This is a genomic window from Xenorhabdus sp. SGI 60 (assembly GCF_056632175.1).
Genome location: NZ_CP196860.1, coordinates 705,224 through 719,838, shown reverse-complemented (window position 1 = coordinate 719,838; position 14,615 = coordinate 705,224). Strand labels below are relative to the sequence as shown.

General features: G+C 43.6%; 14 protein-coding genes. 1 reads left to right on the top strand and 13 read right to left on the bottom strand.

Annotated features, from left to right (window positions below; genetic code table 11):
* The first annotated feature begins 130 nt into the window (after nucleotides 1-130).
* Nucleotides 131-619: a transcription/translation regulatory transformer protein RfaH gene (rfaH, locus tag ACSJJG_RS03295; protein WP_481090363.1), complete on the top strand. Its 489-nt coding sequence runs from the start codon at nucleotides 131-133 to the stop codon at nucleotides 617-619.
* Between the two features lie 43 nt (nucleotides 620-662).
* On the opposite strand, the gene hemB is transcribed toward rfaH, so the two are convergent.
* From hemB to metE, 13 genes are all read right to left on the bottom strand, one after another.
* Nucleotides 663-1,679, bottom strand: a complete 1,017-nt coding sequence (gene hemB, locus ACSJJG_RS03290; RefSeq protein ID WP_481088478.1) for a porphobilinogen synthase — start codon at nucleotides 1,677-1,679, stop codon at nucleotides 663-665.
* A 117-nt stretch (nucleotides 1,680-1,796) separates the two neighbouring features.
* The gene (gene tatC, locus ACSJJG_RS03285) at nucleotides 1,797-2,585 is read right to left on the bottom strand and encodes a Sec-independent protein translocase subunit TatC (protein ID WP_481088477.1); all 789 of its coding nucleotides are present in this window, start codon (nucleotides 2,583-2,585) and stop codon (nucleotides 1,797-1,799) included.
* Between the two features lie 3 nt (nucleotides 2,586-2,588).
* Nucleotides 2,589-3,056, bottom strand: coding sequence for a Sec-independent protein translocase protein TatB (gene tatB, locus ACSJJG_RS03280; RefSeq protein ID WP_481088476.1), 468 nt, complete (start codon nucleotides 3,054-3,056; stop codon nucleotides 2,589-2,591).
* Between the two features lie 3 nt (nucleotides 3,057-3,059).
* Entirely contained in the window at nucleotides 3,060-3,326 is a 267-nt protein-coding gene (tatA, locus tag ACSJJG_RS03275) for a Sec-independent protein translocase subunit TatA (RefSeq protein ID WP_481088475.1), read from the bottom strand.
* A gap of 131 nt (nucleotides 3,327-3,457) precedes the next feature.
* Nucleotides 3,458-5,095 (bottom strand): ubiquinone biosynthesis regulatory protein kinase UbiB, encoded by a 1,638-nt coding sequence (ubiB, locus tag ACSJJG_RS03270; protein WP_481088474.1) that lies wholly within the window; start codon nucleotides 5,093-5,095, stop codon nucleotides 3,458-3,460.
* Nucleotides 5,082-5,750 (bottom strand): ubiquinone biosynthesis protein UbiJ, encoded by a 669-nt coding sequence (gene ubiJ, locus ACSJJG_RS03265; protein WP_481088473.1) that lies wholly within the window; start codon nucleotides 5,748-5,750, stop codon nucleotides 5,082-5,084. Before ubiJ ends, ubiB begins: the two co-directional genes overlap by 14 nt.
* A gap of 1 nt (nucleotide 5,751) precedes the next feature.
* A complete protein-coding gene (gene ubiE / locus ACSJJG_RS03260; protein ID WP_481088472.1) occupies nucleotides 5,752-6,507 on the bottom strand; it encodes a bifunctional demethylmenaquinone methyltransferase/2-methoxy-6-polyprenyl-1,4-benzoquinol methylase UbiE in 756 nt (251 codons plus the stop codon).
* 117 nt (nucleotides 6,508-6,624) lie between these two features.
* Nucleotides 6,625-7,917 (bottom strand): DNA recombination protein RmuC, encoded by a 1,293-nt coding sequence (rmuC, locus tag ACSJJG_RS03255; protein WP_481090362.1) that lies wholly within the window; start codon nucleotides 7,915-7,917, stop codon nucleotides 6,625-6,627.
* 193 nt (nucleotides 7,918-8,110) lie between these two features.
* Entirely contained in the window at nucleotides 8,111-8,641 is a 531-nt protein-coding gene (locus ACSJJG_RS03250; RefSeq protein WP_481088471.1) for a DedA family protein, read from the bottom strand.
* A gap of 76 nt (nucleotides 8,642-8,717) precedes the next feature.
* Complete coding sequence (locus ACSJJG_RS03245) at nucleotides 8,718-9,500, bottom strand: tyrosine-protein phosphatase (protein ID WP_481088470.1); 783 nt, start codon at nucleotides 9,498-9,500, stop codon at nucleotides 8,718-8,720.
* Between the two features lie 162 nt (nucleotides 9,501-9,662).
* Nucleotides 9,663-10,418, bottom strand: coding sequence for a uridine phosphorylase (gene udp, locus ACSJJG_RS03240; protein ID WP_481088469.1), 756 nt, complete (start codon nucleotides 10,416-10,418; stop codon nucleotides 9,663-9,665).
* 182 nt (nucleotides 10,419-10,600) lie between these two features.
* On the bottom strand, nucleotides 10,601-11,986 hold the full coding sequence (locus ACSJJG_RS03235; protein ID WP_481090361.1) for a GntP family permease: 1,386 nt from the start codon (nucleotides 11,984-11,986) through the stop codon (nucleotides 10,601-10,603).
* Nucleotides 11,987-12,328: 342 nt separating this feature from the next.
* Complete coding sequence (metE, locus tag ACSJJG_RS03230; protein WP_481088468.1) at nucleotides 12,329-14,608, bottom strand: 5-methyltetrahydropteroyltriglutamate--homocysteine S-methyltransferase; 2,280 nt, start codon at nucleotides 14,606-14,608, stop codon at nucleotides 12,329-12,331.
* Between the last annotated feature and the right edge of the window lie 7 nt (nucleotides 14,609-14,615).

Below are 14,615 nucleotides of genomic sequence, written 5' to 3'. Positions count from 1 at the left end.
CTTTTACTGAAAATAAGCACGATAGAATATAAAAATACGGCTTACACATAAATAACTTCTGTCTTTACTGATGACCCTTTAGTACTGGTTTTGTTATGCTAAGCATTCTACGCAATGGAGTCGAAATATGATGGGAAATTGGTATCTTCTTTACTGTAAACGTGGGCAAGTCTCTCGGGCAATAGAGAATTTAGAGCGACAGGACGTAATTTGCTTAACACCTACAGCCAAAATTGAAAAAATTATTCGGGGTAAACGAACCACAGTTACTGAGCCACTGTTTCCCAATTACCTGTTTGTCCACTTTGATCCCGAAGTTATTCATACCACGACCGTTAATTCCACACGTGGCGTCAATCATTTCGTTCGATTCAGTACTTATCCTGCCATTGTTCCACAAACATTGATTGATGAATTAATGTCTGTTACTGAGCAAGAATATATTGCACCTGAAACCCCGATTACTGGTGATACTGTCTTAATCACTGAGGGAATTTTCGAAGGCATTCAAGCAATTTATAACGAACCGGATGGGGAAACTCGCTCCATTCTCTTGCTAAATATTCTCAACAAAGAAGTTTCTAAGGTTTTAGATAATAAATATTTCATCAAAATTTAATCAGAAGACGGGCAAAGTTGCCCGTCTCAAGCGATTACAATAATCAGTATTTTTGTTCATGCAGCCACTGCGCTACACGCTTGGCAAAATAGGTCAGAACACCATCTGCGCCCGCTCGTTTGAAACACAATAGTGATTCCATAATCGCTGGCTGCTCTTTCAACCAACCATTTTGAATCGCTGCCATATGCATGGCATATTCACCAGAAACCTGATAAGCAAATGTCGGCACACCGAAAGTCTCTTTTACCCGGCGAATCACATCCAAATATGGCATACCAGGTTTAACCATGACGCTATCTGCACCTTCCTGTAAATCCTGTGCAATTTCCTGCAACGCTTCATCACTATTTGCAGGGTCCATTTGATAGGTCATCTTATTGCCACCTTTCAGGTTACCGCTGGAGCCAATAGCATCCCTAAATGGCCCATAGTAACAAGAGGCGTATTTGGCAGAATAAGCCATAATTTGGGTATTAACATAACCATCCATCTCAAGCTGCTCGCGAATAGCACCAACGCGGCCATCCATCATATCGCTTGGCGCGACAATTTCGACCCCAGCTTCAGCATGGGACAATGCCTGCTTAACCAAAATATCTTTGGTAATGTCATTGATAACATAACCATCCTGATCAATAACACCATCTTGCCCGTGGGTAGTAAATGGATCGAGCGCTACATCCGTCAAAAGACCCAATTCAGGTACAGCATCTTTCAGGGCACGAACAGAGCGCTGAATCAAGCCGTCTGGATTATAGGCTTCTTTCGCATCCAATGATTTCTTATCCGCTTCAATGACCGGAAACAGAGACAAAACAGGAATACCCAGTCGGGCAATCTCTTCTGCTTCTTTCAGCAAAAGATCGATTGTCAGACGATACACTCCTGGCATTGAAGACACTTCCTGACGCTGATTCGTTCCTTCCATAACAAATACAGGATAAATCAGATCATTAACAGTAAGTTGATTTTCAGCAACTAAGCGACGGGAAAAGTCATGACGGCGCACACGACGCATACGACGACCGGGAAATACCCCCGGAAAGACATAACTCATATTGTTCTCCTAATGTAAAACCCAGCGCCAAAGCGCTGGGTTAATCGTCATCGTTTCATGATAATGATGTTAACACTATCAATCAGTTCGCGATAATCATGAATGCCGGGCATCAGATTATTTTTTAAAATTGTCACCAATATCACTGTCTGATTTATCTTCTGGGTTGATAAAATTACGCCGTCCCCATTTACCAACATAGAACTGCGAAAGCAAAATCCCCAGCTCAAATAGCAAATACATGGGAACAGCCAGCAGAGTCTGCGAGAAAACATCAGGTGGTGTTAACAACATCCCAACCACAAACGCCCCAACTAAAATATAAGGACGCTTTCTCTTTAGTGATTCTGGCGTCACTATCCCACTCCAACACAGCAAAATAATGGCAATGGGTATTTCGAATGAAACGCCAAAAGCCATAAATAGCGCCATGACAAAGCTTAAATAATTGCTGATATCCGTCGAGATTACGACCCCAACGGGTACGGTATTGATAAAGAAACCAAACGCAATGGGAAAAACGATAAAATATGCGAATGCCATTCCCAGATAAAACAATATGCTACTGGAAAACAGTAAGGGCATAATCAAACGGCGTTCGTGTTTATATAATGCCGGTGCAATAAATGCCCATACTTGATAAAGGATCATCGGTGCCGAAACAAAGATAGACACCATAATGGTCAGTTTAATTGGTGTAAAAAAAGGTGATGCAACATCTGTTGCAATCATATTGGCACCTTTAGGTAATTGTTCCATTAAAGGCGCTGCAATAAGTCGATAAATGTCATTGGAAAAATAAACCAATGCCAGAAACACAACCAGCACGGTAATTAAACTATTTAAAATCCGCTTACGCAGTTCAATCAGGTGACTGATAAGAGGTTGGGTATTATCCACAGACATGTTTCAGTGTTCGCCATTTACTTGTTCAGGTGGTTTTCTTTTTTGTTGCTCTGTGCTTGCGTTCGATTGTTCTGTAATGACTGATTCTGAATTCGGGTGCCTTGCAACCGATTGGGACCCAGAAGAATGAAAATACGTTTCGTCCTCCTCCAACTCCCTCATTTCATCCGGTTTCAACTGATAAGTATTTTTCAATGACTCAGCCGCTTCCTTCAACTCCTCCATTGAAGCTTTCAGTTCTGGCGAAAGTGATTGCAGGTCGGCTTTTTCTTCCATTTTTTTCAGTGTGTCCTGAAGCTCTTGCAATTTTAGTTCCTGAGCAAGCTCATTCTGGACATTAGTTGCCAGAGAGCGCAATGCCCGAATCCAGCCAGCCACTGTTTTGACCGCAACAGGCAGACGTTCCGGTCCCAGAACAACCAAGCCAATGATCATCACTAACAGTAGTTCACTAAAACCAATGTCAAACACGGTTTATACCTGCTCTTTATCTTTACTTTTACTCTCTGATTTTTCAGATTGCGCAGCCGTGAACTTTTCAGTGAGGTTTTTAGTTTCAAACTCGGCATCCTGACTCATTTTTTCCGGCTGCTGTGACTTTCCATCATCACTCATTGCCTTTTTAAAGCCCTTTATTGATTCACCCAAGTCTGAACCCAAGGTACGAAGCTTATTAGTACCAAACACCAGCACGACAATGACGGCAATGATGAGCAATTGCCAAATACTTATACCACCCATACTGACCTACCTCTATTCATAGAATATTACTAGTGATTTAATTATAAACGACGAATTCATGTTCAAAAATAACACAATCATACCCAGGATCGTGGCAGAATTATCTTCATTTAATATTCATCATTACTGAATTATTGACGTTTGCTTAAATGACACCAGCCCAATCCCCATGATGCAATTCCGCCCCCTATCATTCCCCATGCCAGATGTTTCTGATCTATAGTGAAAAACAAACTACCACAGATAAAAAGAGTTGCACCAATCCCCAACAAATAGAGAGACTTGCGCTGTCTGAGCTGTTGCTCCCTGAATTGTTGCGATATCTGATCAATGCTGCTTTGTAAACGCCGGTGCTGCTGGAGCGTGCCATATACCAGCTCTGGAAGTTCTGGTAACTTTTCCGCCCAATAAGGCGCCTTCTCTTTAAAAGCACGCACAATAGCGGGAAACCCAATCTGATCATGCAGCCAATCTTCCAGAAAAGGTTTTGCTGTTTTCCACAGATCAAGCTGAGGATAAAGTTGGCGCCCCAAACCTTCAACATACAACAGCGTTTTTTGCAGCAGAACCAGCTGGGGCTGAACCGCCATATTAAAACGACGGGCGGTATTGAAAAGGTTTAGCAAAACATGCCCAAATGAGATTTCAGCCAATGGTTTTTCAAAAATTGGTTCACAAACGGTACGAATAGCGAATTCGAAATCTTCCACATTGGTATCTGCCGGTACCCAACCAGAATCGACATGCAGTTCAGCGACCCGACGATAATCACGATTGAAGAAAGCAATAAAATTTTCGGCCAGATAGCGTTTATCATCTTTATTCAAAGAGCCAACAATGCCGTAATCGATGCCGATATAAGTAGGATCGTCCGGTTTGTCATAACTGACGAAAATATTACCGGGATGCATATCCGCATGGAAAAAACTATCGCGAAATACTTGGGTGAAGAATACCTGAACGCCACGTTCAGCCAACAATTTCATATTGGTGTTCTGCGCCTCTAAAGCCGCAATATCTGACACGGGAATACCAAAAATGCGCTCCATCACCAAAACATTTTCCCGGCAATAGTCGGGATAGACTTCCGGCACGTAGAGCATTGAACTATCTTCAAAATTACGCCGCAATTGAATCGCGTTTGCAGTTTCACGCAATAAATTCAGCTCATCAAGCAGAGTTTTTTCATATTCTCTTATAACTTCACGCGGACGAAGACGGCGACCATCAGGTAAAAGAGGAACCAAATTTGCCAGGCGATACATTAACCGCACATCAGCTTTAATTACCGGCAGAATATCCGGGCGGATCACCTTTAAGACAACTTCTCTGCCATTTTCTTTCAATCGAGCAGTATGTACCTGAGCGATAGAAGCGGAAGCCAGTGGTTGTGGATCAAAATCTTCAAACCACGTTTCCAGCGCTCCCTCTAAAGCCGTTTCAATCGATTTTCGTGCCACCTCGCCATCAAAGGGAACTACCCGATCTTGTAACATCGAAAGTTGATCTGCAATCGCAGGCGGGAACAGGTCGCGACGCGTGGAGAGCATCTGGCCAAATTTGATCCACACTGGACCAAGTTCTTGTAATGCTAAACGCAAACGTTCGCCGAGAGGTTTATCCTTATGCTTGTTAGGTATCCAAAACAGGAAATAACGCCCAAAACGCAACGGCCATGTCAAACGAATATTAGGGATGAGTTCATCTAACCCGTAAGAAAGAAACACTCGGATGATAAAGTAAAGTCGTCTAATTTCACTGGGTGTCATGTTTTCCCTCCAGTGCCGCCAACCGTTTTTCGAGTTGTGTTATCTGATTGGCAACGGCACTAACCTCTTCGCTGAAATAAGCCACTTCCAACGCACTGGGAACCATTTCCCATTCTTCCGTCAATGATTCGGTGAAATACGTTTTCTTCCTTGCAATGGTATTGCTGGCAAATTCAAAACTTTTCTTTATCATCCGGCTGATACCTTCTGCGGCAATATCACCGACATAAGGGGAAAGATAATACGCAGGATCCCACTCTGACATATCCAGCAAAGCAGACCATTGTTGAATCACCTGCATGTCCCCTTCAATGACAATTTCACCACTGTTAATCAGGGTTGAAAGGCACTGACGATCCCGTAGTTTGAGTAGTGCAGGGAGCGTTGCTTTCATCGAGCAATCCACAAGCTCTGACCATTGGCTCAAAACATCCACTCGTTTCTCACTGAATATCAGTATCAAGGGGGTTTCGATTTCTTTCAGTTTGATGGACAGAATCTTACCTGCCAGTCTCAAGCGGGCAGGTTTTAATACCGTTTCGCGATATAACAGATGATTCAAGGTTGTTTCCAGAAAGGCCGTTACTACCGGAAACAGCACCTTATCATTGGATGCCGCAGAACTCATATTATGGCTTGATGAGGGGGTTTCCATCTCAGAATTTGAATCCTTTGTGCAGTGCAACAATTCCACCAGTCATGTTGGTGTAATAAACCTGGTCAAAGCCCGCATCTTCCATCATGCCTTTTAACGTTTCCTGATCAGGGTGCATACGAATGGATTCTGTCAGATAACGGTAACTGTCCCCATCATTCACAACCATCTGACCGATTCGGGGCAGAACATGGAATGAATAAACATCATAAACCTTACTTAACGGTGCCAATACAGGTTTAGAAAACTCCAGCACCAACAAGCGGCCACCTGGCTTAAGTACCCGATACATGGAACGTAGTGCTTTTTCTTTATCCGTAACATTACGCAAGCCGAAAGAAATCGTAATACAGTCAAAATGGTTATCAGGGAAAGGCAGTTCTTCGGCATTGGCTTGAACATAACTGACATTGCCTACGATACCGGTATCGCGTAATTTTTCGCGTCCAACTTTCAACATTGAGTCGTTGATATCCGCCAGAACAACTTGACCTTTTTCCCCCACCATTCGGGAGAATTTTGCGGTTAGATCACCTGTTCCACCAGCAAGATCAAGCACCTTATGACCACGGCGAATACCACTTGACTCAATAGTGAAACGTTTCCAGATACGGTGAATGCCAAATGACATCAAGTCATTCATTAAGTCATATTTCGAGGCCACAGAGTGAAATACCTCTGCCACCATCTCTTTTTTTTGTTCTTTGGCTACGGTGCGGAAACCAAAATCAGTGGTTTCTTTTGATTGATCTGCCATGTTATTTGTCCGCTTTTTATTCAAAAAAATTTATAGTCAGTGTACCAGCCTTTCCAACAAAACCCTATCCAGACTTCACTCATTCACCTGCAACGATTGGCAAGATTTATCAATCAACTATGAATCAATAGGACGCTTCACATCCACGCCTAAATCACGAAATGCTTCGGCCTGACTAATTAAATTACCTCTGCCCTCAACAAGCTTTTTCATTGCGAAATGGTAACTCGCCTGGGCTTTGTTAAGGCTTTGCCCCAATCCCTGCATATCATCCACAAACAACCGCATTTTGTCATACATTCTGGCGGCCTTATCGGCAATCAGACGCGCATTTTGGCTTTGATATTCATAACGCCACAGGTTATTGATAATACGGACAGCAACCAGCAAAGTTGAGGGGCTAACCAACATAATATTATGTTTCAATGCTTCATCAAGTAATTCTGGAGCCTGATTGAGTGCAACCAGATAAGCGGGTTCCACAGGAATAAACATCAAAACATAATCCAGTGATCGTAATCCGGGTAATTGTTGATAATCTTTTCGGCTCAGGCCACGAATATGTCCTCTGATAGAGTTAATATGTTCCTGTAATGCTTGCGCCTGTTGTTCTTCGCTATCACTATTGAAATAACGTTCATAAGCAACCAGAGACATTTTGGCATCAATAATGACATCTTTTCCCTGTGGCAGATGCACAATCACATCCGGTTGAAAACGTTCGCTGTTTTCAGCCTTAAGATTAACCTGTGTATCGAACTCATATCCCTCACGCAAACCAGACGCTTCCAAAACCCGAGCTAATACCATCTCTCCCCAGTTTCCCTGCATTTTATTGTCTCCTTTCAGGGCGTTGGTAAGATTGATGGCCTCTTTTGCCATCTGTGCATTGAGTTGCTGAAGATGGCGAATTTCATGAGTCAAAGTATGGCGCTCACGGGCTTCTTGTCCAAAACTGTCTTGTACCTGACGGCGGAATCCTTCAAGTTGTTCACGAAATGGCATCAGAAGATTATTGAGGTTTTGACGATGATATTCGTCAGTACTGCGTCGATTCTGATCAAAGATACGATTGGCGAGATTTTCAAATTGGGTACTTAATCGCTGCTCACTGTTGATCAATAAACGCTGCTTTTCCTCCGCAGCCAGTCTGGTTTCTTCAAGCCGAGTGCTCAATTCTCGCAACTCAGCTTCCTGCACACTGTTAATTTCGCGTTGAGCCAATAATGCCTGATTTAGTTGATCGCATTCAGTACGCCAATAGTGGGATTGCTCCAGCTTTTCATGGCTAACAGCCAGTTGGCTATATAATTCACGCAGTTCCTGCTCTTTTTGTTGGATTCTCTGCTGAACAGAAAGCCAGACGAAAATCCCTCCGCCCAGCAATCCACCTAAGCCACCTATCATCATGTATAACCACTGGATATCCACCTATACACCCTCGCTAACTCTATTCTTTTTAACCCTATTCTTCATTGGCACTATTACCGATAAATTTCAGTCAACTTTTCTGAGTCACTCGCCTCAATGTAAGTTAAATAGAGGCTGTATAGATGTCCAGAATATCTAATGGCTTTCTTTCAGTTTGCAAAGCAGCTCGCAATTAACCCATCCACTCTGCCAACCAACGCAGGCCAAATGCCCCTGGTGCTAAGATACCGAATGCCCAGATCAATGCAGAAGTTAAATTAGCGAGCTGAAAATGACGTTTTGGCATGGCACAAATTCCAGCCACCAGCGGTACAACTGCTCTTAACGGACCAAAAAAACGCCCAATGAAAATGCCCCATACGCCCCATCGTTCAAAGAAACGATGTCCGCGAACTAACGTTTGAGGATGGCGGGAAAGCGGCCACATCTTGCCGACATTTTCTTTGTAATGGAAACCAAACCAGTAAGAAACCCAATCCCCAAAGAAAGCGCCGGCGGCGGCGGCTAGCCATATTGGCCAGAAGGTTAATCCACTTTCACCAATTAATGCGCCTAATCCCAACAAAATGATCGTTGCGGGTAACAATAGGGAAATAAATGCCAACGATTCACCAAATGCCAGTAGGAAAATGATGGGAATTGCCCAAACTTCATGGGCTTTTACGAAGTTTATGACCAGTTCGATAATTTCATGCAGGCTCACATTAATCTTTCCTGTGTTATCAGTGGGAGGTTATAGGTCAGCCTTGAACAATCCGTCCAATGCTAACCTGATATTTTTATTCAAGAAAATAAGCTTGTAGTTTTTCACGCGCAGCGATATTGAGTCCGATATCTTTTTCCAGCCAAATATCTACGCTGCCATAATGCCGGTTAATACTATTAATTGCGGTCAGCAGAAACTCTTCCCTCACTGAATAAACATAAGCAAATTTTTCGACCACACTTTCACACATAATTTTTGCGTGTTCACTCAATAAATAGTCGCGGTATGGAGCCAATGTGATATTGGTCAACAAATAATCTTCCATCACCGTATCCAAATCAGCACCCAGTGCGAATAAAACCAGTGCAGAACCCACTCCTGTCCTGTCTTTACCCACCGCGCAATGTTGTACAATTCCGCCTTTCTCTGGTTGCAGCAATAATGTCGCTAACGTCTTATAAGCTGGATTGTTAAGGGGTAACAATTCATATAAGCGAGCCATAAATACTTTCGCGTCGAATTGCTCCAGTATTTCTTTGTCTAACTTATCCAGATTAGCATCCACTTCTTTGGAAAGAGGATTAGCTGGAGCATGGTGATAATGCGCACCATTCCATATGCGATCGGGTTTATCCATAATTTCGCTGTTATCACGATAATCAATGATCTGCAAAAGGTTTTGATCGACTAAAAAAGCCTGATCGTTTTCTGTCAATCTGTCCAGTGATCCTGAACGAAATAACAATCCTGATTTAATTTTAGCGCCATTCTTCAGGGTCTTATTACCCAAATCACGAAAATTAATGCCGCCATTCAAAGGAAGTAGTGAAGGATGAGATAGAAATGTTGTGGTCATAGTCACTCTTGTTGCGATTAAAAAAATAGTTAATAGAACAAACTATCTATTAGTACAAAATGTTATGACATTATCAAATTTTGAAATGAAGGGAAAATGAAGGGAGACAAAAAGATAACAAAAACGATAGGGCCAGAATGCTCTGACCCTTGATGAAAGACTTCACAGCAGGCGACGGGCGGCTTCCACAACAATCCCCAGTGCATTGCTTTCTGTTTTTTTCAGCAGCTCAACATCGGGGATTTCCTGTTGGGTACGGTTAACGATCACACCGGCTACCATACCAGCACGTAGTCCCTGACTTGCGCACATGGTCAGCAAGGTTGCTGACTCCATTTCAAAGTTCATTACGCCCATTTCTTGCCATTCTTTCATCGAGCCTTGGAAACGGCGCACAACACGACCGGAATAAGTATCGTAACGCTCTTGTCCTGGATAGAAGGTATCGGAAGATGCAGTAATGCCAACATGGGTAACAGAACCCGATGCCTTTGCGGCTTCATACAAGGCATTTGTACACGCAAAATCAGCAACCGCAGGGAACTCCATTGGGGCAAAGTGCAAGCTGGCACCATCCAAACGAACCGCTGCGGTCGTGACCAATACATCCCCTACATTGATATGTGGCTGAATCGCCCCAGTTGTTCCGATACGCAGGAAAGTACATACTCCTAACTGTGCCAGTTCCTCTACAGCAATCGACGTTGAGGGACCTCCAATGCCTGTAGAGCAGACGACCACAGCCTTTCCGTTGATTTCTGCACGCCAGGTTGTAAATTCACGGTGGGCAGCCAAATGTACTGGGTTATCCATCAGTCGCGCAATTTTCTCAACACGGTTAGGATCGCCTGGTACAATCGCCAGAGTTGCGCCTTGCAGGTCGCTTTTGGTGATACCTAAGTGAAACACATCAGACATATCAGACTCCTCAACGGGCATGATTCAAAATTTGAATACCTAAATTTAGTCAATACTCTGACATTTTTTAGTGATTAAAATCATCTTTAATTGATATTCAAAAGAAACACATACATATATTTGTGATAATTGTCACATTTAAAAAGAAAACGCCCTCTACAGGGCGCTATTCACATAATAAGTTACATGATGAAATTAAGCAGCAATACACCACACAGTCCAATTCCCCAAGCAATTGTGGTGGGTATTGACCAGATGATAATCTGCTGTCTCACATTCTTAATGCCCATCATCCGGTTAACCACCCAGAAAAAACAATCATTGAAGTAACTGAAAAATAGTGTGCCCATCATCGCAGCCTGAGCCGCCACCAACATATTAACATCCGGTATCTGCTTGATAACCGGCGCAGAAATAGAAGCCGCAGTTATCATTGCCACTGTACCAGAGCCTTGAATTATGCGGATGAGCGTTGCAATGATAAATGGGATCAAGACCGGTGTTATGGGCAGGCTGGCAATATAATGCGCCAATATCGTCCCTGTTGAACCTTCGTTCAACACTGCACCTAATGCACCTCCTGCTCCTGACACCAACAGAATAATGCCTACCGTTTTTAACCCTGTTTCCAGATGTTCAATCACTTCATGCTTACTAACGTTTGGCATTAAGGTATAAACTGCCAGTAATACACTGATTGCTAGCGCAATAATGGGTGATCCTAGAAAATCAAAAATCTGAAAATAGAAAGCGTTTTCCTTACCGGCAAACCCATCCATTTTCCGTATCATTCCATTAATGACACCAATAACAATCAGCATAATTGGCACGACGATAGGTAAAAGAGAAAGAAATAGACTTGGAAGTGATTTTTGCTCTTTCTCTTCCATATAACGCTGATGTACTTGTGGCAAATTTTCTGCACTTTCTTCTGTATCACCCAGTTGATATTGAGGATATTTAGTTTCCAGCCACTTTGCATAGCAGGTAATACCGATGACACAGGGCGCCGCCAGTATCATACCTGCCAGCATCATTTGGCCGATACTGACCCCGAATATTCCGGCGACACCAAGCGGCCCAGGTGTTGGAGGAACGATATGGTGAGTCACCACTAACCCTCCGGCCAGAGCAACCCCAAGGGACAATACATTGCGTTTACCTTTTTTCGCCAATGCCTTCACCAGCGGATAGAGGATCACAAAAGCTGAATTCACAAATATGGGGATACTGACAATATAACCGGTAATCGCCAAAGCCCACTCTTCGCGCCTTTTACCCAACCATTTAATCAGGCTATAGGCGATTTGCTCTGTTGCTCCCGATACTTCCAATATTCTCCCCATCATGCATCCCAATCCAATCACGATACCGATGTTACCTAGTGTCGAACCAAATCCTTTAGCGATTACTTCAACGATATTATTCATAGTCAAACCGCCTGATATTCCAGCGATTATTGCCGCAATTAACATAGCGATAAGGACATGAACACGCGTGCGCAAGACCAGAAAAACCAGCGTAAATACCGCCACGCCCAATCCCATAATTGGAATATAAAACTCCATCACAAAGCCTCATTAAAAATGGATAAATTGGAACATGCCATATTTACAATGCTTTTCGCTATCAGAAATCGATATTTTTCCAAGGATAATCTCAGAGATCAGGAATGAAAATCGCAATTGAAAAATGAGATTGCTTGAAAATAGTTGAGAATTACCAGAGTAAACTGGCATTATGCATGAATAATTCTAAACGGAAGAATCTGGATGAAAAATTGATTGGGATGTCTGTTGAGCGTATTAAGTAGCCAAGACATGACTCGCTTTTTCACCCGCTACATGAATCTGACTGTAGCGGGTATTTTCATCACTTATTAAGTTTAAATTGAACAAATAAACTCTAAATTAGCCATTTAATGAAGAGCGCAAGCGTTTTGCCGCTTCAACCATGTTTGCCAACGCTTGTCTGGTCTCTGTCCAACCGCGAGTTTTCAAACCGCAGTCCGGGTTCACCCACAAACGCTCGACCGGAATACGATCAACCGCTTTGCGTAATAATGACTCAATCCATTCGACGCTAGGGACGTTTGGTGAGTGAATATCATACACACCAGGCCCTATCTCATTCGGATATGAGAAATCTTCGAACGAATCCAGCAATTCCATATCCGAGCGCGAGGTTTCAATAGTGATTACATCTGCATCCAACGCGGCAATGGAAGGCATGATGTCATTGAACTCGCAATAACACATATGGGTGTGGATTTGGGTATCATCTTTCGCAATTGCTGCGCTCAGTTTGAAAGCATCCACCGCCCATTCCAGATATTCTTGCCACTCTTCTCTGCGCAGTGGCAAGCCTTCACGCAATGCGGGTTCATCAATCTGGATAATGCCAATGCCTGACTTCTGCAAATCATCAACTTCATCACGCAAAGCCAGTGCGATCTGTTTAGCGATGGTTTCACGGCTGATATCTTCCCTTGGGAATGACCAACAAAGAATGGTCACAGGTCCCGTCAACATGCCCTTAACTGGCTTATCGGTCAAAGATTGTGCATATGTCGCCCAATTTACCGTTATGGCTTCTGGACGACTAATATCGCCAATAATTACCGGTGGTTTCACGCAACGGGAGCCGTAACTCTGTACCCAACCATTTTGGGTAAAGACATAGCCGTCAAAATGTTCACCGAAATATTCCACCATGTCGTTACGTTCGGCTTCACCATGTACCAATACATCCAGTCCCAAACGCTCCTGTTCTTGGATCGCCTGTTTAATATGCTCACTGATATTGGCTCGGTAATGCGTACTATCCACCCGACCTTTTTTGAAATCGAGACGCAGGCTACGAATTTCCGTTGTTTGTGGGAATGAACCTATGGTTGTTGTTGGCCACAGCGGTAAGTTATAACGTTGACGCTGGAGCTTAGCACGTTCAGGATATACCTGATTACGTTCACTATCCTGTGGCTTAATTGCCGCAATGCGCCCAGCGACCGCTGGATTATTCACCCTTGTGGAACTGCGACGGGCGCGAATTGGGGCACTATAGGCATCCAAATCAGCCTGTTTACTGCCTTCCGGCGCATTCAATGCTTGTGACAGCAAAGAAAGTTCCGCACATTTTTGCAATGCAAAGGCAAACCAGCTTTTCACTTCTTCGTCCAATCCTGTTTCATCATTCAGATCAATGGGGCTATGCAGCAATGAACAGGCAGTGCCGATCCACACATTTCTCTTACCAACCAATGGGGCGACAAGCTGGTATTTTTCACTCAAATCGGCTCGCCAAACGTTGCGGCCGTTAATCACCCCCAATGAAAGCAACCAATCTTCCGGCAGAGATTTATCCAAATGCTCAAGAGAATCCTGTCCCGCTACCAAATCAACATGCAATCCTTGCACTGGCAGCGATTTGATGGTTTCCAGATTGTGACCGATGCTGTCAAAATAGGTCGTCAGCAACAATTTCACTTGTCCTTCAAGTGCTTGATAAGCCGTTGGGAATGCCGCCAGCCACTCTTCTGGTAATTCCAGTACCAGAGCCGGTTCATCAATCTGTACCCATTCAATGCCGCGTTTTGCCAGTTCTGCCAACACCTGCTGGTATACCGGCAGGATATCCTTTAATAGAGACAGGCGATCAAAAGCCTTGCCTTTCACCTTACCGAGCCATAAATAGGTCACTGGACCCAAAAGTACAGGTTTTACGTTGTGTCCCAATGCCAGAGCTTCATCAACTTCGTCCAACAACTGAGTCCAGCCCAACTTAAATGCCTGCCCTTCCTGAAATTCAGGCACGATATAGTGATAATTGGTGTTAAACCATTTAGTCATTTCCGAAGCAGCTACAGGTGTCCCTGTTGGAGCACGACCACGGGCAATGCGGAACAGCGTATCCAGATCAATATTGCCACCTTCATTTTGATGACGCGGTGGAACATTGCCCAATAACAAGCTGGTGGTCAATACTTGGTCATACCAGGCAAAATCACCAACGGGGACTAAATCAACGCCCGCTTCTTTTTGTTGTTGCCAGTGACGTGCACGTAATTCACGACCTGTCTCCAGCAATTCCTGTTGAGAAATTTTGCCCGCCCAATAGCTTTCTTGCGCTTTTTTTAGCTCTCTTTTCAATCCGATACGTGGAAAACCTAATGTATGATTCAGAACCGTCATGTCGTCA

Coding starts and splice junctions, on each gene's coding strand:
- rfaH (WP_481090363.1), top strand. CDS start 131: ATGGGAAATTGGTATCTTCTTTACTGTAAACGTGGGCAAGTCTCTCGG.
- hemB (WP_481088478.1), bottom strand. CDS start 1,679: ATGAGTTATGTCTTTCCGGGGGTATTTCCCGGTCGTCGTATGCGTCGT.
- tatC (WP_481088477.1), bottom strand. CDS start 2,585: ATGTCTGTGGATAATACCCAACCTCTTATCAGTCACCTGATTGAACTG.
- tatA (WP_481088475.1), bottom strand. CDS start 3,326: ATGGGTGGTATAAGTATTTGGCAATTGCTCATCATTGCCGTCATTGTC.
- ubiB (WP_481088474.1), bottom strand. CDS start 5,095: ATGACACCCAGTGAAATTAGACGACTTTACTTTATCATCCGAGTGTTT.
- ubiJ (WP_481088473.1), bottom strand. CDS start 5,750: ATGGAAACCCCCTCATCAAGCCATAATATGAGTTCTGCGGCATCCAAT.
- ubiE (WP_481088472.1), bottom strand. CDS start 6,507: ATGGCAGATCAATCAAAAGAAACCACTGATTTTGGTTTCCGCACCGTA.
- rmuC (WP_481090362.1), bottom strand. CDS start 7,917: ATGATGATAGGTGGCTTAGGTGGATTGCTGGGCGGAGGGATTTTCGTC.
- ACSJJG_RS03245 (WP_481088470.1), bottom strand. CDS start 9,500: ATGACCACAACATTTCTATCTCATCCTTCACTACTTCCTTTGAATGGC.
- udp (WP_481088469.1), bottom strand. CDS start 10,418: ATGTCTGATGTGTTTCACTTAGGTATCACCAAAAGCGACCTGCAAGGC.
- ACSJJG_RS03235 (WP_481090361.1), bottom strand. CDS start 11,986: ATGGAGTTTTATATTCCAATTATGGGATTGGGCGTGGCGGTATTTACG.
- metE (WP_481088468.1), bottom strand. CDS start 14,608: ATGACGGTTCTGAATCATACATTAGGTTTTCCACGTATCGGATTGAAA.